This window comes from Mycolicibacterium tokaiense (genome assembly GCF_010725885.1).
Lineage (GTDB): Bacteria > Actinomycetota > Actinomycetes > Mycobacteriales > Mycobacteriaceae > Mycobacterium > Mycobacterium tokaiense.
In genome coordinates, this window is sequence record NZ_AP022600.1 from 54,772 (window position 1) to 73,388 (window position 18,617).

Annotated in this window: 17 protein-coding genes; 10 read left to right on the top strand and 7 right to left on the bottom strand. The window is 68.5% G+C overall.

All coding sequences use genetic code 11. The features are described 5' to 3' along the window. The first annotated feature begins 9 nt into the window (after positions 1 to 9). Positions 10 to 1,281: a sugar ABC transporter permease gene (locus tag G6N58_RS00215; RefSeq protein WP_115280220.1), complete on the top strand. Its 1,272-nt coding sequence runs from the start codon at positions 10 to 12 to the stop codon at positions 1,279 to 1,281. On the opposite strand, the gene G6N58_RS00220 is transcribed toward G6N58_RS00215, so the two are convergent. Further along, positions 1,282 to 1,629: a cupin domain-containing protein gene (locus G6N58_RS00220; RefSeq protein ID WP_115280219.1), complete on the bottom strand. Its 348-nt coding sequence runs from the start codon at positions 1,627 to 1,629 to the stop codon at positions 1,282 to 1,284. It lies immediately after the preceding gene. Beyond that, positions 1,626 to 2,834 carry an NAD(P)/FAD-dependent oxidoreductase gene (locus G6N58_RS00225; RefSeq protein ID WP_115280218.1) on the bottom strand — a complete coding sequence of 403 codons (1,209 nt, stop codon included), beginning with the start codon at positions 2,832 to 2,834 and terminating at the stop codon, positions 1,626 to 1,628. Before G6N58_RS00225 ends, G6N58_RS00220 begins: the two co-directional genes overlap by 4 nt. Before the next feature lie 55 nt (positions 2,835 to 2,889). On the opposite strand from G6N58_RS00225, the gene G6N58_RS00230 reads away from it, so the two are divergent. Beyond that, positions 2,890 to 4,044, top strand: a complete 1,155-nt coding sequence (locus G6N58_RS00230; protein ID WP_115280217.1) for an acyl-CoA dehydrogenase family protein — start codon at positions 2,890 to 2,892, stop codon at positions 4,042 to 4,044. Positions 4,045 to 4,116: 72 nt separating this feature from the next. Here G6N58_RS00230 and G6N58_RS00235 read toward each other — a convergent pair whose 3' ends face one another. The 3 genes from G6N58_RS00235 to G6N58_RS00245 are packed head-to-tail and all read right to left on the bottom strand — an operon-like array spanning position 4,117 to position 8,423. Next, positions 4,117 to 6,111, bottom strand: a complete 1,995-nt coding sequence (locus G6N58_RS00235; protein WP_163907788.1) for a YhgE/Pip domain-containing protein — start codon at positions 6,109 to 6,111, stop codon at positions 4,117 to 4,119. 14 nt (positions 6,112 to 6,125) lie between these two features. Continuing rightward, on the bottom strand, positions 6,126 to 6,815 hold the full coding sequence (locus tag G6N58_RS00240; RefSeq protein WP_115280215.1) for a hypothetical protein: 690 nt from the start codon (positions 6,813 to 6,815) through the stop codon (positions 6,126 to 6,128). A 33-nt stretch (positions 6,816 to 6,848) separates the two neighbouring features. Continuing rightward, complete coding sequence (locus G6N58_RS00245; RefSeq protein ID WP_115281929.1) at positions 6,849 to 8,423, bottom strand: PucR family transcriptional regulator; 1,575 nt, start codon at positions 8,421 to 8,423, stop codon at positions 6,849 to 6,851. Between the two features lie 111 nt (positions 8,424 to 8,534). Between G6N58_RS00245 and G6N58_RS00250 the strand changes: the two genes are divergently transcribed. Then, positions 8,535 to 10,046, top strand: coding sequence for a CoA-acylating methylmalonate-semialdehyde dehydrogenase (locus G6N58_RS00250; RefSeq protein ID WP_115280214.1), 1,512 nt, complete (start codon positions 8,535 to 8,537; stop codon positions 10,044 to 10,046). Between the two features lie 19 nt (positions 10,047 to 10,065). Then, positions 10,066 to 11,448 carry an aspartate aminotransferase family protein gene (locus tag G6N58_RS00255; RefSeq protein WP_115280213.1) on the top strand — a complete coding sequence of 461 codons (1,383 nt, stop codon included), beginning with the start codon at positions 10,066 to 10,068 and terminating at the stop codon, positions 11,446 to 11,448. A 53-nt stretch (positions 11,449 to 11,501) separates the two neighbouring features. On the opposite strand, the gene G6N58_RS00260 is transcribed toward G6N58_RS00255, so the two are convergent. Beyond that, complete coding sequence (locus G6N58_RS00260) at positions 11,502 to 12,137, bottom strand: fatty-acid--CoA ligase (RefSeq protein WP_435406199.1); 636 nt, start codon at positions 12,135 to 12,137, stop codon at positions 11,502 to 11,504. A gap of 2 nt (positions 12,138 to 12,139) precedes the next feature. Continuing rightward, the gene (locus G6N58_RS00265; RefSeq protein ID WP_232067676.1) at positions 12,140 to 13,633 is read right to left on the bottom strand and encodes an AAA-type ATPase lid domain-containing protein; all 1,494 of its coding nucleotides are present in this window, start codon (positions 13,631 to 13,633) and stop codon (positions 12,140 to 12,142) included. Between the two features lie 133 nt (positions 13,634 to 13,766). On the opposite strand from G6N58_RS00265, the gene G6N58_RS00270 reads away from it, so the two are divergent. From G6N58_RS00270 to G6N58_RS00295, 6 genes are read left to right on the top strand one after another with little or no spacing between them, the layout of a single operon-like run. Beyond that, positions 13,767 to 14,804, top strand: a complete 1,038-nt coding sequence (locus tag G6N58_RS00270) for an amidohydrolase family protein (RefSeq protein ID WP_115280212.1) — start codon at positions 13,767 to 13,769, stop codon at positions 14,802 to 14,804. Next, entirely contained in the window at positions 14,801 to 15,544 is a 744-nt protein-coding gene (locus G6N58_RS00275; RefSeq protein ID WP_115280211.1) for an iron-sulfur cluster assembly protein, read from the top strand. The genes G6N58_RS00270 and G6N58_RS00275 overlap by 4 nt, the downstream gene beginning before the upstream one ends. Positions 15,545 to 15,549: 5 nt before the next feature. Further along, complete coding sequence (locus tag G6N58_RS00280; protein WP_115281926.1) at positions 15,550 to 16,575, top strand: NAD(P)-dependent alcohol dehydrogenase; 1,026 nt, start codon at positions 15,550 to 15,552, stop codon at positions 16,573 to 16,575. 14 nt (positions 16,576 to 16,589) lie between these two features. Next, complete coding sequence (locus G6N58_RS00285; protein ID WP_115280210.1) at positions 16,590 to 16,916, top strand: putative quinol monooxygenase; 327 nt, start codon at positions 16,590 to 16,592, stop codon at positions 16,914 to 16,916. A gap of 30 nt (positions 16,917 to 16,946) precedes the next feature. Further along, entirely contained in the window at positions 16,947 to 17,381 is a 435-nt protein-coding gene (locus tag G6N58_RS00290) for a type II toxin-antitoxin system Rv0910 family toxin (RefSeq protein WP_115280209.1), read from the top strand. 5 nt (positions 17,382 to 17,386) lie between these two features. Further along, positions 17,387 to 18,535 carry an NAD(P)/FAD-dependent oxidoreductase gene (locus tag G6N58_RS00295; RefSeq protein WP_115280208.1) on the top strand — a complete coding sequence of 383 codons (1,149 nt, stop codon included), beginning with the start codon at positions 17,387 to 17,389 and terminating at the stop codon, positions 18,533 to 18,535. Positions 18,536 to 18,617: the final 82 nt, after the last annotated feature.

Here is an 18,617-nt window from a genome sequence, read left to right on the forward strand (position 1 = left end):
GGATCAGACATGACCAGCGTCCGCCCGGATGTCACGTTGGCAGACGCCGACTTCGCCGGCGACAACCGCGCCGACCAGACGTTGGGCGCCGCAGCGCGCAGCTACCTGCAGCGCGTCCGCGGCGGTGACATGGGCTCCCTGCCCGCCGTCCTCGGTCTGATCGTCCTGTTCGTGATCTTCGGACTGGCCAATGACCGGTTCCTCTCCGCGCTCAACCTGGCCAACCTGATCACCCAGGCCGGCTCGATCTGTGTGCTGGCAATGGGTCTGGTGTTCGTGCTGCTGCTCGGCGACATCGACCTGTCGGCCGGGGTGGCCGGCGGTGTCTCGGCCTGTGCCATGGCGCTGACCATCGTCAACCTCAACTGGCCCTGGTGGCTGGCGGTGGCGCTGGCGATCGCGTGCGGGGCGTTGATCGGGCTGGCGATCGGTCTGCTGCGCGCCCGACTCGGCATCCCGTCCTTCGTCGTGACGCTGGCGTTCTTCCTGGGCCTGCAGGGCGTGACGCTCAAGCTCATCGGCGAGGGCGGCTCGGCACGGGTGGACGACCCGGTGATCCGCGGAATGACCATCACCAACCTGCCGGTGAGCGCCGGCTGGGCACTGGCCCTGGTGGTGGTTCTCGGCTTCGCCGCACTGGAGCTGATCCAGTACCGCCGCAAGAGCGCGCTGCGGTTGGCACATCCCCCGATCGGTGTGGTGGGCGTACGCATCGCGGCCGTCGCGCTGGTGGTTTTCGGGGTCACCTACATCCTCAGCGTCAACCGCGCCGTGAACGCCAACGTCCAGATCAGCGGTATCCCCTACGTTCTGCCGCTGATCCTGGTCCTGCTCATCGTGTTGACGCTGGTACTGAACCGCACCGCGTACGGCCGCCACATCTACGCCGTCGGCGGCAACGCCGAGGCCGCGCGGCGCGCAGGTATCTCGGTGACGCGGATCCGGGTGTCGGTGTTCGTGATGTGCTCGTCGCTGGCGGCACTCTCCGGCATCATGGCGGCGTCCTACGCGGGCAAGGTGTCGGCGTCCTCCGGTGCCGGCAACACCCTGCTGTACGCGGTGGGTGCGGCCGTGATCGGCGGCACCAGCCTCTTCGGCGGCCGGGGCCGGGCGCTGGACGCGGTGATCGGCGGCGTGGTGGTGGCCACCATCGCCAACGGCCTGGGCCTGCTCAACCAGTCGTCGTACATCAACTTCCTGGTCACCGGCGGGGTGCTGCTGCTGGCCGCGAGCGTGGACGCGATCTCTCGGCGACGCCGGTCGGCCACCGGGCTGAGCTGATCAGAAGATCGAGTACACCTTGCGGACGGTCTCGTGGATCTCCCAGGTGCCACTCCACCCTCTGGGGAACACCGCGACGTCGCCGGTGCGCACGGTGCTCGGCGGTCCACCGTCGGGCGTGACGGTCATGGAGCCGGCCACCAGGAAGATTACCTCGTTGGTCTCCAGCGCCCATCGCGACGGCCCGGGTTCGCATTCCCAGATCCCGGCCGAGGAGTCGCCGTCGACCCACACCTCGACACCGGAGGTCGCCATCGGGTGACCGGTGGCTTCGGCCAGTGGGCCCCAGTCCTCCAGATCCGCTCCGGCTGCACCTGCCAGGATGGGTGTCAGATCGGCGTGCGTCACGACGGGTTCCTCTCTCGAACAACAGTTTCCGGGAACGGCAGCGAGATGGGTTCGGGCTCGAGCCGACTGCGCCCGTCGGCGTCGAAGCGGTCCAGGCCGAGATCGGTCAGGTCCAGCCAGCTGCACCCACCGGTGGTGGTCAGGTCCGCGGCCGCCTCGGCCACCGCGGGGCCCCACATCATGCCGTGCCCGGCCGCGCTGGCCACCACGGTGCCCGCCACAGGTCCGTCGTCGCTGAGCAGCGGCCCCAGGATCGGTAGGTGGTCAGGGGTGAAATCGATGGTGGCCGCCCAGGTACGCCGCAGGCCGAGGCCGCGCACCGCCGGGTACAGTTCCTCCATCCGGCTGCGGGCCTTCTCGTAATAGGTCCAGTCGAACTCGGTCGCCGGGCCCGGCGCTTCGTCCGGGTTGCTCATCCCCCACAGCAGACCACCGAATTCCCCTGGTCTCCAATAGATTCCGGATACCACATCGAACACCATCGGCAGCTCGTGCACGTTGCCGGCCGGTAGCGGCGCGGTGACCACCACCTGATGCCGAGTGCCTCCCGCGTAGACCCGACCCCCGGCCGCTGCCCCCACCTCGGCCAGCTGCGGCCCGCCGGTGAGCACCACGTGTTCGGTGTGGATGGGACCGTCGGAGGTGTCGACGCCGACCACTCGGGCCCCGTCGGTGCGCAGCCCGGTGAAGGCGCAACCTTCCCGGACATCAACACCGTGGGTGGCCAGCGCAGCGGTGTAGGCGAGCACATTGCGCGGGGCGTCGATGTACCCGTCGCCGGGCGCGTAGGAGGCGCCCAGGGTTACCCCCGGCGCGAGCCCGGTACCGCGGGCGTCGAGATCGTCGCCCGAGAGCCACTCGACATCGAGCCCGAGTGACCGCTGCACCGCGATCCGGGCGTGCGCCTGTTCCACCTCGGTGTCGCTGAAGCACGGCATCAGGTATCCCTGGGCGACAAAACCGCAGTCCACGGGAAAGTGGTCACCGCTGGCGCGGTAGAACTCCTGACTTCGCATCCCCAGCCGGATGGCGGTCTCGGTGCCGCCCTGGGCGCGCACCATGCCCGCGGCCCGGCTGCTGGCACCGTCACCCAGCCGCGAAGCCTCCACCAGGGTCACGCTTTTCACTCCGCGCGCGGCCAGCAGCACCGCCGCCCACGCGCCGACGGTTCCACCGCCGACCACCACCACGTCAGCACTGGTCATACCACGAGACGGTCGCATAGACTGAACGCTCAGTCAAGAGCAAGGGGCCACGTGCATGTACGGACTGAACGCCGATGACCTGCGCATCCGCAACACCGCAGCGACGTTCGCCGAGTCGCTGATGTCCTATGAGGTGGACGCCGAACTGGCTGGGGGCCAGTTGCCCGCCGAGATCGCGGCCGCCCACCACCACCGTGCTCTCGAACTCGGGCTGTACGCCACCAACATCCCCGCCGCAGCCGGTGGTGTGGGATGCACTGCGCTACAACAGGTCCTGGTGCAGGAACAGGTGGGCCGGGTGACCAACGGGCTGGCCTGGGTGATGCATACCCCGCCGCAGTGGTGGGTGGACGTCGCCACCGACTTCCAGCGGGAGAGGTGGCTGGCACCCGCGGTGCGCGGCGAGAAGCACGAGGCGTACGCCATCACCGAGGAGTTCGCCGGCTCCGATGTGTCCGACCTGCGCACCTCGGTGCGCAAGGACGGTGACGAGTACGTGGTCAACGGCGTGAAATGGCATGTCACATCCTTCAATCTGGCCGACTATCTGTTCGTCCAGGGAGTGTTGGACAACGGTGACTTCGCCGGCGAACACGTCCTGCTGGTGGTGGATCTGCCGTGGCCGGGGGTCGAGGTGGTCCGCACCCCGCACTACAGCCACCACATCGCCGACGAGCATCCCATCGTCTCGTTCACCGACGTCCGGGTGCCCGCCTCACACCTGGTGGGCGCCGAGGGTGCCGGCATGACGTTCACCCAGGACTGGTTCCGCTTCGAGCGGCTGATGGTGGCCGCACGCTGTGTGGGGGCGGGCCAGCGCCTGGTCGACGAGATGACGGCGTTCGCGAAAAGCCGTGTGGTGGCGGGTAAACCGTTGGGTGAGCACCAACTGGTGGCCGGCATGCTCGCCGACAGTGCCACCGAACTGTTCGCCGCCCGCACCATGCTCTACGAGGTGGCCCGAGCCATCGACGCCGGCGGCGAGCGCAAGACCCTGCACGGGCTGGCGTCAATGGCCAAACTGTACTGCTCGGAGATGGCGGGGCGGGTGGCCGACCGCGCGGTACAGGTGTTCGGCGGCCGCGGCTACATGCGGGAAAACGTGGCCGAGCGAATGTTTCGCGAACTGCGGGTGGAGCGCATCTGGGAGGGCGCCAGCGAGATCCAGCGGCTGATCGTCGCCCGCCAACTGCTCAAGGGCACCATCTGACATTGCCGAGCAGACGCGAAGTCGGGTCAGACCACCCGCCGCAACCCGAGCTCGCGTCTGCTCGGCAAAACTCTAGACCTCGATGGGTGGGTGCAGCCGCTCCATGGTGTACTGCCGGTTGCGCCGCGCCGCCCAGGAACTGGCTGCCAATGCCGCGGCCAGCAACCCGCTCAACACGGCCAACGCCACCCACAGCCGGGAGTCGATGCCGCCGACGGTCAGCTGCCGTAACCCGTTGACCGCGTAGGTCATCGGGTCGAAGGGGTGGATCCACTGGAAGGGCGTGGCTGTGGTCTCCACCGGATAGATCCCACCGGCGGACACCAACTGCAGCATCAGGAACGCCAACGTGATCACCCGGCCCACCGCCACCCCGAACACCGCGTTGAACGCCTGGATGATGGCCAGGAAGGTGGCCGCGATCAGCAGCAGGAACCCCACGGTGGCCAGGGGGTACTCGGCGTGCAGCCCGACACCGAAGTGGACGACGGCGTACATCACCACCACCTGACACGCCGCGATCAACAGCGCGGGCCAGTAGGACGCGAGCACCACCCGGAACGCGCCCACGCCCGCGATGATGGGCCGGGACTGCAACGGCGTCAACAACATCCAGATGATCAGCGCGCCGATGAACAGCGCCAGCGGCAGGAAGAACGGCGCGAACCCGGTGCCGAAGGTGGGTGCGGGGTTGTCCGTCACCAGGTCCAGGGCAACGGGGGCGGCCAACGTCTTGGCGACATCGGTGCGCTGCTGCGGGGTCCAGGACGGGACCTGCGTGGAGCCTTGCTTGAGCTTGGTGGCCAGCTCGTCGCCGCCGGCCTGCAACTTCGCCGTACCGTCGGCCAGTTGATCGGCACCCGAGGCCAGCCGGTCGCTGCCGTCGCTGAGCGTGACGAGTCCGTCGGACAGCTGATGGGCGCCGGTGTTGAGTTGGTCGACGCCGTCGCGGAGTTTGGCCACGTCGGCCCGTAGCCCGCCATTGAGGGCAGAGGCCAGAAAGGTACGCAGCCGGCTGTTCGGGTCGCCCAGCTCGTTCTCCAGGGATGCGGCGCTGTCGCGCAAGCGGATCAGCCCGGCGTCGGTGGTCGGGTCGATCCCCTGGGCGTCGAGCAGATGCTGCGCACCGGCCAGGAAATTGCCCAGATCACGCACCGCCGGGTCCGGGTTGGTGCGCAGCAGCCCCACCGCCTGGTTCACGATGGCGGCCGCTTGTGCCTGGTCGATGTTCAGGGCCGCGATGCGGTCAGTGGTGGAGCGCACCGCGCCGCTGAGGTGGGCCGCGGCCCGACCGACCGCCTCCGGATCTAGCTGCAGGTCGCCCACCCGGTCCAGCACGTCGAGCAGCGGGTCGACGGCCTTGTCCACCGACGTGGCCAGCTGCTGGGTGCCGGCGGCCAGTTGCGCCGATCCCGAACGCGCGGTATCCAGACCCGCCGACAACGCGTGCGCGCCGGTGGACAACTGGCGGGCGCCGTCGTTGGCGGTGTGTAAGCCCGCCGCCAGTTGGCCGGCGCCGTCGGCGGCGGCGACCAGCCCGGCGCCGGCGTCGGTGAGCCCGGTCAGCACTGTGCCCACGGTGCGCTCGGCGATGGAGGCGTTGACCTGGTTGAGCACCTCCCGTGAGGCGTTCTGCCCGATGATCGAACCCAGGTAGTTGTTCGCGTCGTTGAAGGTGAACTGGATGGTGGCCTGGTGCGGATCGCCACCCGAGGGCGAAGCGATGCTATCGGAAAAGTCTTCCGGCAGGGTGATCGCGAAGTAGTAGTCGCCGGCGGCCACCCCGGCGGCGGCCTCCTGGGCGGACACCGGGTGCAGGTCCAACTGCCCGGACGCTTCCAGCGCGGCGGCCACCTGGTCGCCGGCTCTCAGTTCCTGCCCCTGCGCGGACGCCCCGCGGTCGGAGTTCACCAGCGCGACGGGCACTTTGTTCACCTCGGCGAACGGATTCCAGAACGCCCACAGGTACATCGCGCCGTACAGCAGCGGCATGAGAATGATGGTGATCAGCGCGATCCGCGGCAGTGCGCCGCGAGAGTAACGCTTGACGTCGGTTCCCAGTGACATCCCGGCCAACACGGCTATTCGCCCTCCTCGTGGGAAACCAGTTCGGCCCTGGTCACATTCGTGACCTCGAGCTGCGTGCGGACCTGCGGATCGGTCACCGGATCCACGCTCGCGGTGACGACGGTCTGTTCACCACCGAGTGCGATCAGCCTTTGCAGCAGCAGGTCCCGGTTGCGCTCCCCGGTCACCTGGTCCGACTGACCGACCACCAGCAGGGGCGGGCGACGGGTGTTGGCCAGCGCGATCCGCAACAGCAGTCCGTCCAGTTCGCTGAGTTCGTCGACGTATTCACCCAACGGCGGCAGCGGCAGCTCCCCGAACACCGGGGCGCACACCCGCGCGAGGTCGTCGGCGTCGGCGCGGCGCACCAGCCGGTACCAGGGCGCGTCCCAGCGCAGTTGCTCGGTGATCAGGTCCCGCACCGTCACGGACTCGGCGACGGTGTCGATCTCGTCGATCCCCGCCAGAGCGGCCAGGCCGAAGATGGCGGAGGTCCTGGTCTGGCCGAGCACGGTCAACTCCCCCGCCACCGGCCGCATGCGTCCGGCCAGGGTCATCATCAGTGCGGTGCGGCCCGCGCCGGCGGGGCACTGCAGGACGGTCACGCCGCCGCGGGCGATCTCGAGATCGAGGGGACCGTAGACCGGCCCCCAGGGTCCCGTCATCCGGATCCCCCGGGCGATCACGGCCGGTTCGGGCGGCATTTCGTCGGGCACGCGCCAATCCCAGCACACCCGTCAGCGAAGCACCGCCGATCCGTCCGGCGGGGTGTCGTGTCGGTCCAGGATGAGCAGTGCGACATGCAGCGAGGTCCGGGACTCCGCGTCGTCGAGGTCGACACCGAGCAGGCGCTGCAGAGCGGCCAGCCGGGCGTACAACGTCGGGCGCGAGAGCCGCAGCCTGCCCGCCACCTCGGTCTTGTTACCACCGCACTCGAGGAAGACCCGCAGCAGCTCGAACGCCGAGTCGTCGTGTTTGGCGCGGTATTCGAGCACGCCGCGTAACTCGGTCTCGGCGAACGCCTGCACCCGCGGGTCGCTGCGGATCAGCGCCACCAACCCGCGTAGCCGGACATCGGCGGCCCGGTAGAAGGAGCGCCGCGGATCGGGCAGGCCGGCCGCCACCTCGGCGACGTACACCGATTCGGCCAGACCGTCGGCGGCGTCGATCAGGCGCGCCGATTCGGGGCCGACCCCGATGACGCAGCCGGAGATCCCGTCGACCCGCTCGACAGCGCGGCGCAGATGATCGCAGATGCGGCTCAGCGGCACGCCGCGGCGGGGCGCCAGCAGCACGTCGATCTGGCCGTCTTCCCGGCTGGCGGTCAGGACGGTGTGCCCCTCGGCGCGCACAGTGGACACCATGGCGTCCAGCACCGCGGCCCGGCGGCGCTGGGTCAGCACCTGATCGTTGTTGCGAATCTCCAAGGGCCGCAATGTCATGGGCACATAGGTCAACGCGGGGCGCAGCCCCAGGGCATACGCGCGTGAGGTGGCTTCGGCTTCGTCGGCCACGCGGTGTGCACGCAGGTCGTCGACCAGTCCGCTCTGGGCCCGCAGTTCCAGCGATGTGCGGCCCTGTTCGGCCATGTGGTGCAGGGCCAGCGCCTGTGCGGCGCGCTCGACGGTCATCGCGGCGCGCGAGGTGGCCTCGGCCAGCGGGGCGATCAGCCGGCCCCATTCCTGGCGGTAGGGCCCGACGCCGCGGCTCAGCCATTCCGCGCCCGCCAGCCGGGAGCGGCGGTCCCAGTCCCGCAGCAGGTCGGCGGTGCGGGTGCCCCGCGCATCGAAGGCCAGCACCTGGCGATTGAGATCCTCGAGCACCACCGCGGTGTCGAGCATGTCGGCACACGCCGCCACGATGTCCTCCACGGTGGCGCGGCGCATGCTCAACGCGGTGAACGCCTCGTGCACCCGACGGGCGTAGTCGACCTCCGCGTACTGCTCGGCGACGATGCGGCGGTGCACCTCCTCGGTGACCTCGACGAAGCGCACCTCCCGGTGCAGCGCGATCACCGGGAGGGGCAACTCGGCGGTCGCCATCGCGGGCGGGATCTCGGTGACGTGGCGGCCGAGCTCCACCACCACCGCCACTGCGCCCGCGGCGGCCAGCCGGGGCAGGTAATCCGGCTCGAACAGCGCCGCGCCGGTGGTGAGCACCAGTTCGCCGCCTTCCAGCAGATTGGACAGGTCGGCGATGTCGCTGACGTGCACCCAGCGCACCGGACGGTCCAGGGCGCCGCCGCCGATCACCTCCGGGTCGCCCGCGCGCAACACCGGCAGATCCAGGATGTCGGCGATGGTCAACGTCACCGACACATCGTAAGTTGTCTGCGGTCAAAAGTTACAGAACGTCGGGAGCCAACCACGTCGGCGCGGACCACACTGAAGACCAGGACTTCGACCGACAGAACAGGACCCGATATGACTGCGACGATCAGCAAGGTGACCACCATCGGTCACTGGGCCGGCGGCAAGAGCTTCCCCGGAAGCAGCCAGCGCACCGCTCCGGTGACCAACCCGGCGACCGGTGTCGTCACCGGTGAGGTGGCCTTGGCCGACGTCGACGACGCCCGCGCCGTGATCGACGCCGCCGCCGCCGCATTCCCGGCCTGGCGCGACACGTCGCTGGCCAAGCGCAGCCAGATCCTGTTCGCCTTCCGCGAGCTGCTCAACGCCCGCAAGGACGAGATCGCCGCCATCATCACCAGCGAGCACGGCAAGGTGCTCTCCGACGCCGCGGGCGAGGTCAGCCGCGGCCAGGAAGTCGTCGAGTTCGCGTGCGGGATCCCGCATCTGCTCAAGGGCGGCATGACCGAGAACGCCTCCACCAACGTCGACGTGGCCTCCATCCGCCAGCCGCTGGGCGTGGTGGGCATCATCTCCCCGTTCAACTTCCCGGCCATGGTGCCCATGTGGTTCTTCCCCATCGCCATCGCCGCGGGCAACACCGTCGTGCTCAAGCCGTCGGAGAAGGATCCCAGCGCCGCACTCTGGATCGCCGCACTGTGGAAGGAGGCCGGCCTGCCCGACGGCGTGTTCAACGTGCTGCAGGGTGACAAGGTGGCCGTCGACGAGCTGCTGACCAACAAGACGGTCAAGTCGATCAGCTTCGTGGGTTCCACTCCGATCGCCGAGTACGTCTACGCCACCGGCACCGCCCACGGCAAGCGCGTCCAGGCCCTCGGCGGCGCCAAGAACCACGCCGTGATCCTGCCCGACGCCGATCTGGACCTGGCCGCCGACGCGATGATCAACGCGGGCTTCGGCTCCGCAGGTGAGCGGTGCATGGCCATCTCCGCGGCGGTGGCCGTCGGTCCCGTGGCCGACGAGTTGGTCGCCAAGATCAAGGAGCGCGCCGCCACCCTCAAGACCGGTGACGGCACCCGCAACTCCGACATGGGTCCGCTGGTGACCAAGGCCCACCGCGACAAGGTGGCCTCCTACATCGACGCCGGCGAGGCCGACGGCGCCACCGTGGTGGTCGACGGGCGCAACCCCCAGGTCGACGGCGAGGCCGACGGCTTCTGGCTGGGCCCGACCCTGCTGGACAACGTCACCCCCGAGATGAGCGTCTACACCGACGAGATCTTCGGCCCGGTGCTGTCGGTGGTCCGCGTGGACACCTACGACGACGCGCTTGAGCTGATCAACAACAACCCCTACGGCAACGGCACCGCCATCTTCACCAATGACGGTGGCGCAGCCCGACGTTTCCAGAACGAGGTCGAGGTCGGAATGATCGGCATCAACGTGCCGATCCCCGTGCCCACCGCGTACTACAGCTTCGGCGGCTGGAAGGCCTCGCTGTTCGGCGACACCCACGCCCACGGCACCGAAGGGGTGCACTTCTTCACCCGCGGCAAGGTGGTCACCACCCGCTGGCTCGACCCGAGCCACGGCGGCATCAACCTCGGCTTCCCGCAGAACGCCTAGGACAGGGACAATCGCACCCATGACTTCTGTTGATGCTCACGTCCTGCCCTCCGGGCAGGATCTCGACACCGCGATCGCCGAAGGCGCCCGCGCCTACGAACTGGACCGCCAGCACGTCTTCCACTCCTGGTCGGCGCAGGCGCAGATCAAGCCGATGACGATCATCGCCTCCGACGGCCAGTACGTCTGGGACGGCGAGGGCACCAAGCTGCTCGACTTCTCCGGGCAGCTGGTGTTCACCAACATCGGCCACCAGCACCCCAAGGTGGTCGCGGCCATCGCCGAGCAGGCTGCCAAGCTGTGCACCGTCGCACCGCAGCACGTCAACGCGGCGCGCTCGGAGGCGGCCCGGCTGATTGCCGAGCGCACGCCGGGTGACCTGAACCGGGTGTTCTTCACCAATGGCGGTGCCGACGCCGTGGAACACGCGGTCCGGATGGCGCGCCTGCACACCGGGCGGTACAAGGTGCTCTCGCGGTACCGCTCGTACCACGGCGGCACCGACACCGCGATCAACCTGACCGGTGACCCGCGGCGCTACCCGAACGATTACGCCAGCGCCGGCGTGGTGCACTTCAACGGCCCGTTCCTGTACCGCTCGTCGTTCTACGCCGAGACCGAGGAGCAGGAGTCGCAGCGCGCACTGGAGTACCTGGAGCGGCTGATCCAGCACGAGGGTCCGTCGTCGTTCGCGGCGATCATCCTGGAGTCGGTGCCGGGCACCGCAGGCATCATGGTGCCCCCGCCCGGGTACATGGCCGGTGTGCGTGAGCTGTGCGACAAGTACGGCATGGTGATGATCGCCGACGAGGTGATGGCCGGCTTCGGCCGCACCGGTGAGTGGTTCGCCATCCAGAACTTCGATGTCACTCCGGATCTCATCACCTTCGCCAAGGGTGTGACGTCGGGTTACGTGCCGCTGGGTGGTGTCGCGATCAGCGACAAGATCTACAACACCTTCACCGAGCGGGCCTATCCGGGTGGGCTCACCTACTCCGGACATCCCCTGGCCTGTGCGGCAGCCGTGGCCACCATCAACGCGATGGAGGACGAGGGCATGGTGGCCAATGCCAAGCGCATCGGCACCGATGTGCTCGGACCTGGCCTGCGTGAGCTGGCCGCCAAGCACCGCTCCGTCGGCGAGGTCCGCGGCCTCGGGGTGTTCTGGGCGATCGAGCTGGTGGCCGACCAGGCCACCCGCGAACCGCTGGCACCGTACGGCGGCGCCAGCCCCGCCATGAACGCGACGATCGCCGCATGCAAGGCCAACGGACTGTTGCCGTTCGCCAACTTCAACCGCATCCATGCGGTGCCGGCCTGCAACATCACCGACGCCGAGGTGGCCGAGGGTCTTCAGGCGCTCGATGCGGCGCTGACGGTGGCCGACGAGCACATCGCCTGATTCTGTTGTCCGACAAGGCCGCCCGGGTTCATGCCCGGGCGGCCCTCGTCGTTCTACGCCGAGTCGATCCGAACCAGTGAGTCGAACTCACCGACGAACAGCGGCGGGTATACCCCGACCCCGGTGTTACGCATCCAAACGGCGGCCGCATCCGGATGCTCGATCCAGCGGCGGGCACTGGCCTCATCGTCGATCTCCTGCAGGATCATCGCCTCCTGTGGGTCGTCGAAGGAGCGGAACACCCACACCGTGTGCACCCCAGCCTGGGCGAATCGCGCTGCTGCCCCGCGCAATTGGTCGGTGAGAAACGCGATGTCGGCGACGGGGACGATGGCCGAGACCAGCACGGCGGGCCGCGGCGGTGCGGGCGGGTCGGCCACGTCGAGGCGCGCGACGATCTCACCGGCGAAGACGGCCGGGATGTCGCGTACCCCCACCTCGTCGAACCACTCCAGGAAGACGTCCGAGCGCATGACCTCCACGATGGGTTCGTGGTTGTGAACCCCGAGCATCACCAGCACCCTGCCGTGCTCACGGGTGGACCGGTAGGTCAGCACATGGTGGGTCCCCAGTTCGGCCAGCGCCCCCTCGAGCCGCTGCAGCACCGGGCGCATCGCGGCCGGGTCCGGCACCCGGAAATCCGAGGCAATGACCAGCGAATGATGTTCGTAGACATCGGCGATGCTCACCGTCAACGGGCCGAACGACCGGCGACGTCGATGCCGTACTGGGCCACCTTCCGATACAGCGTGGCCCGGCTCATCCCCAGCTCGTGAGCCGCCTCGGCCATGGTCGGCGACCCCGTGCCGAGCACCCGGACGATCTCCCCGCGTTCGAAGGCCTCGATCCGCGACAGGTGCCGGGTGTCACCGGCCAGCACCTCGGTGGGCAGCATCGCGACGTCGACCACGTCCGAGCGCCCCGCGGCGTCCGCCACCACCCGGGAGAGCTGATCGACGTTGCCCGGCCAGCCGTAGTTCTGCAGCGCGCGGGCCGCCGCGGGGGTGATTCGAACGTCCCGGCCGCGGGTGCGGCGGGCGATGTGGGCGGCCAGCGGCACCACATCGGCGCACCTCTCCCGCAGCGGTGGTACCTCGAGCACGGTGTCGACCAGCGCTGAGAGCGCAGGCGGGATGTCGCTGAACCGCTCGGCGGTCATCGCGAACGGCACCGCCGCGGTCTGCGCCACCAGATCCCGCAGCCGCTGCGCCGCCCACGTGGGCAGGGCATCGACGTCGCGCACCACCACCGCGGTGTGCGCCTTGCCCAACTCGGGCGCCCACAGTTCCAGCCACGTCGAGGTGTCCGACGGCGCGGGGGTGCCCGCCGACAGGATCCGGTCCCGCGGGTAGGCACGTCGGGCCGCCTGCGCCAACAACGTCGCGCGACCCGCACCGGGCTCCCCCAGCGCGGCGACCACGTGCCCGTCGACCATCGCCTGTTCGGCGCGCAACAGCAGGCTGTTCCAGCCGACGGACAGGTGGTGCGCGGTGCCAGCCCCGGGTTCCAGCTGGGTCTCCACGCGAAACACCTGCCCGCGCGCCGTCGGACGCGGCCGCCGGCCGCTGGAGCGCGCCAGCATCAGCGCAGCGGTGTTGCTGGCGGCCGAGCGAGCCAGCGCCAGCAACAGATCGCTGGACGACCGCGACCATGTGGTGAAGTTGACGCTGCCTTCGAGCCGACCGCTCACCGGTTCCAGCACCGGTACCGCCGCACAGGTGAACGTGCACAAGTTCAGTGCGTAGTGTTCCTCGGCGCGCACCAAGGTGGGCACCCGGTCCGCCAGCGCCAGCCCCAGGCCGTTGGTGCCCACATCCCTTTCCGCATAACCGAACCCGGGTGCCAGGTGCACATCGTCGAGCGCCCGCAGCAGGCTGGGGTCCCCGGACAGCCGGCTCAACACCACCCCGTCGGCGTCGGTGAGCATCAGGCTGACGGGTTCGCCGGACAGCGTGCGGTGCAGATCCGCCAGCACCTCGTTGCCGCATTCGACGAACAGCGACCCCAGGTTCTCGGTCCCGGCAAAAACGGGCTCGACCGACTCCAGCGGTACCCCGTACTCCTCGCTGCGCTGCCACGATGCCAGCAGCCGCCGCGGCACCGCGCGGTCGACCTCGTGCCGCTGCATGCGGTCGGGTAATCCGTCAGCCACTGCGCCGGAGCCTTCCTCGAACGTGTGATCCACGTTACATCCGACGGCGCCCGCCGCCCATGGCCGCGCGTCTCAGATTGAGACATGTGCCCTCTCGGCGGAACGGATCGGCCACCCTAATGTCGAGCTCACGCTGTGACCGCCCTCACAGAAAGAAAGGCACGTCATGTACCGCACTGCTGACAACAGCTACTTCATCGTCGACGCCCACATCGCCCTCTGGGATGCCCGACCCGAGAACCAGCGCAACATCCACGGCAAGCAGTTCATCGACTGCTTCTACGACTACCACCGCAACCTGTCGCCGGACTCCGAGGTGTGGAGCTACGAGGAGTACCTCTACCAGGGCGGTGAGCGGCTGATGAAAGATCTGTTCACCGACGGCTACGTCGACCACGCGATCTTCCAGCCCGCGGCGCTCGGGGAGTTCTACTACAAGGGCTTCGGCCAGACCGACGAGGCCTTCGAGCTGGCGTCCAAGCACCCGGACAAGCTGACCTACAACCACAACTTCGATCCGCGCAACGGTGAGGCGGGGCTGTACCAGCTCCGCGAGGACGCCGCCAAGTACGGCCTCAAGGGCGTGAAGCTCTACACCGCCGAGTGGCACGGTGAGTCGCGCGGTTGGCGCCTCGACGACCCGTGGGCCTACCGCTACTTCGAGGCGTGCCGCGAACTCGGCATCCGCAACATCCACGTCCACAAGGGGCCAACCATCCGACCGCTGGATCGCGATGCTTTCGACGTCGCCGACATCGACCACGTGGCGTCGGACTTCACCGACCTGAACTTCGTCGTCGAACACTGCGGCCTGCCCCGCCTGGAGGACTTCTGCTGGATCGCCACCCAGGAACCCAACGTGCATGCGGGCCTGGCGGTGGCCATGCCGTTCATCCACACCCGGCCGAAGTACTTCGCGCAGATCATGGGTGAACTGCTGTATTGGGTGGGCGAGGACCGGATCCAGTTCTCGTCGGACTATGCGCTGTGGACGCCGCGCTGGCTGGTGGAGGCGTTCGTCGACTTCCAGATCCCGGACGAACTGGGCGAATACCCGAAGATCAGCACGGATCAGAAGAAGAAGATCCTGGGCTTGAACGCCGCGAAGATGTACGACATCCCGGTGCCCGCAGAGCTGCAGCTCCCGGATGCCGGAGAACCCGCAGTGGGCCCCCGCGGCGCCGACGAGATGGCGCCGGCATGACCCGCCCCGATCTCCACCACCACGACCAGGCGCACCGGGCGCTCGCGACCGTCGTCGACCCCGAACTGGACGAGCCCATCACCGATCTCGGCTTTGTGCACTCCCTGGTGATCAGCGCGGGCGGTGACGTCGAGGTGCACCTGCGGTTACCCACCTCGTTCTGCTCCCCCAACTTTGCCTACCTGATGGCTTCGGATGCCAAAGACGCTCTGACAGCGCTGGATTGGACCCGACACGTGGTGGTCGAACTCGATGACCACCACGACTCGCCGCTGATCAACGCCGGGCTGGCCGCCGATGCCGGATACCGCGGGACGTTCGGCCACGAAGCACTCGACAGCCTGGACGAACTGCGCACCATCTTCCACCGCAAAGCCCACACCGCGGCCATGGAACGGTGCCTGACGGCGCTGGTGCGCGCCGGGCGGGCCGAAACCAGCCTGGGCGGGGTCACGCTGGGCGATCTACCCGCCGACAGCATCACCGAGTCACTGCTGCGGCGCCGGCGGACGGTCGGATTGTCCACCGAGCCCGACGATCTGGTGCTGGTCGACCACACCGGCCGCCAAGACGGCGACGTGGTGCTGGCGTTGCGCCGCGCCCGCTCCACCCGCATCTCGATCGACGGCAACGCCCACTTCTGCCGCGGGCTGCTCAAGACCCGCTATCACAGTCCCGTCGAACCGTCGGCCGAACACACCCTGATCCCACTGGTTTCCCTGCAAGGAGCATCCTCATGACCGACATGCGCGCCGTCCAGGTGGTTGGCTACCACCAGAACCTGCAGATGGCAGAAGTCCCGGTGCCCACCCCCACCGGCCCGTTCGACGTGGTGGTCAAGATCGGCGGGGCCGGGGTGTGCCGCACCGATCTACACATCCTCGAGGGCCAGTGGGCCGAGAAGTCGCAGGTGCAGCTGCCCTACACGATCGGCCACGAGAACGCCGGCTGGGTACACGCCATCGGATCTGCGGTGACCAATGTCGCCGAAGGGGACAAGGTGATCGTGCATCCGCTGATCACCTGCGGCCTGTGCCGGGCGTGCCGCTCCGGAGACGATGTGCACTGCGAGTCCAATGCGTTCCCCGGTATCGACACCGATGGCGGGTACGCCGAGTATCTGAAGACCTCGGCCCGCAGCGTGGTCAAGATCGACGATTCCCTGGAGCCCTCCGACGTCGCGGCACTGGCCGACGCCGGGTTGACGGCGTATCACGCCGCCGCCAAAGCCGCGCGCCGGCTGACCCCGCGCGACCGCTGCGTGGTGATCGGGGCAGGCGGCCTGGGGCACATCGGGATTCAGGTGCTCAAGGCCCTCTCACCGGCGGAAATCATTGTGGTGGACCGCAATCCGGAGGCCCTGAAACTGGCCGAGGCGATCGGCGCCGACCACGGCGTGGTGGCCGACGGCAGCCAGGTCCAGCAGGTGCTGGAGCTCACCGGTGGCCACGGCGCCGAGACGGTGGTCGACTTCGTCGGTGAGGGCGGTGCCACCGCCGAAGGGGTGGCCATGCTGCGCCGGGCCGGTGACTACCACGTGGTGGGCTACGGGGAGAACATCAACGTGCCGACCATCGACATCATCAGCACCGAGATCAACTTCATCGGGAACCTGGTGGGCTCGTACAACGACCTGTGTGACCTGATGGCCCTGGCGGCCAGGGGCGCGGTGCACCTGCACACCCAGAAATACGCTCTGGAGGACTTCCAGTCCGCCATCGACGATCTCGACGCGGGCAACGTCCGCGGCCGGGCCATCCTGACCCCGTAGGAAGGAGAGCCACCGTGATCTTCATCGTGGTCAAGTGGCGACCGAAGCCCGAATACGTGGACAACTTCCCCGAGAAGGTGGCGGAGTTCACCGAGGCCACCCGCAGCGAGCCGGGCAACCTGTTCTTCGAATGGTCGCGCAGCCTGGACGACCCGGGCGAATACGTTCTGGTGGAGGGATTCCGCGACGCTGACGCCGGCGGCGAGCACGTCAACAGCAAACACTTCGCCGCCTTCGTGGCGTCGGCACCCGCTCTGCTGAGTGCCACGCCGCTGATCATCAGTCAGTCGGTCGACGCCGACGGCTGGGCGCCGATGGGTGAGATCACCGTCGGAGGTTAACGGCGCGGGCCAACGGGTAGAGATCCTCCCATGGCCACAGTTGACGTGTCGGTGTCGTCGGACCTCTCACCCAAGCAGGCGTGGGCGCTCGCGTCCGACCTGGAACGGTTCGGTGAGTGGATGACGATCTTCGCCGGCTGGAAGAGCGAGGTGCCGCCCGATGTCCAGTTGGGCACCAAGGTCGCGTCGCTGATCAAGGTCAAGGGCTTTCGCAACACCATTCACTGGGAGGTCACCGGCTTCGAGCTGTTCAAACGGCTGGAGATGCGCGGCACCGGCCGGGGCGGGGTGAAGATCGCACTGGACATGGAGATCACCGACAACTCCCCCGGCTCGACCTTCCACCTCGTCGCCCGCCTCACCGGCGGACTGCTGAACGGGCCGGTGGGTTCGCTGGTGGCCAAGGTGCTGGAATCCGACGTGCGCCGGTCCGTGGAGAATCTCGCCGCGTTGCGGCCGGTGTGACACCTGTGCACAGCGATCTCCTGATCATCGGCAGTGGCCCGGCCGGGGTGGGCGCCGCCGAAGCCTTCCGGGAACACCGTCGCGAGGCGACTGTCCGGATTCTGACCGCCGATGTCGATCCGCCCTACGCCCGTCCCCCACTGAGCAAGGAATTCCTGCGCGGCAGCAGCGACGACATCGCGCTGCATCCGGTGTCCTGGTACTCCGAGCACAACATCGAGCTCACCACCGGCGTGCGCGTCGACTCGGTGGACGTGGCTGACAAGACTGTGACCGTCGGTGACCAGCGGTACACCTTCGGGTCACTGGTCATCGCCGCCGGCGCCGGGCCGAATCCCCTGCCGGTACCCGGCGGGGAGAAGGCGTACAGCTTGCGGTCGGCAGACGATGCCCGCCGGTTGCGCAATGCGGCGGTGGCCGCCGGGTCCGCGGTGGTGGTCGGGGCCGGATTCATCGGCTGCGAGGCAGCGGCATCTCTTGCTGCACAAGGTATTTCGGTCACACTGGTGGCACCCGATCCGGCCCCCCAGGTCAAGCGACTCGGCTCCGACGCCGGGGCCCGGCTGCGTGCGTTGGTGGAGCGCGCCGGGGTGCGATACCTGTCCGACGCGAAGGTGGCGGCGGTACATTCCGGCTCGGTCACACTGGAAGACGGGACCCAGCTGACCGCCGATCTGGTACTCGCCGCCACGGGTGTATCCCCGCACAGCGATCTGGCGGAGGCGGCCGGTCTGGACGTTCGGGACTCCCGCATCGTGGTCGGCAGTGACATGCGAACCTCGGCGCCCGACGTGTACGCCGCCGGCGACGTGGCATTGGCGTTCAACGACACCGCCAACCGCCACCTGGCCGTCGAACACTGGCAGGACGCCGAGGATCAAGGCCGTATCGCAGGCACGGTGGCCGCCGGCGGCGACGGTCGCTGGGATGCGGTGCCGGGGTTCTGGACATCGATCGGCGACGCGGACGTGAAGTACCAGGCCTGGGGTGACGGATTCGCCGACGCTGCACTGGTGGAACACGGTGGCGGTTTCACGGTCTGGTACACCGACGACGCGGGGATCACGGTGGGTGTGCTCACCTACCAGGCCGACGAAGACTACGAAGCCGGCGGAAAGCTGGTTGCGCAACACGCGCCACCGGTCCACCGGTGAGACACGGACATCGGTGGACAGCGTTTAATCATGGGCGTACCGGGTATTGACGGCCTCAACGATTGATCGTGGACGCGAGAGA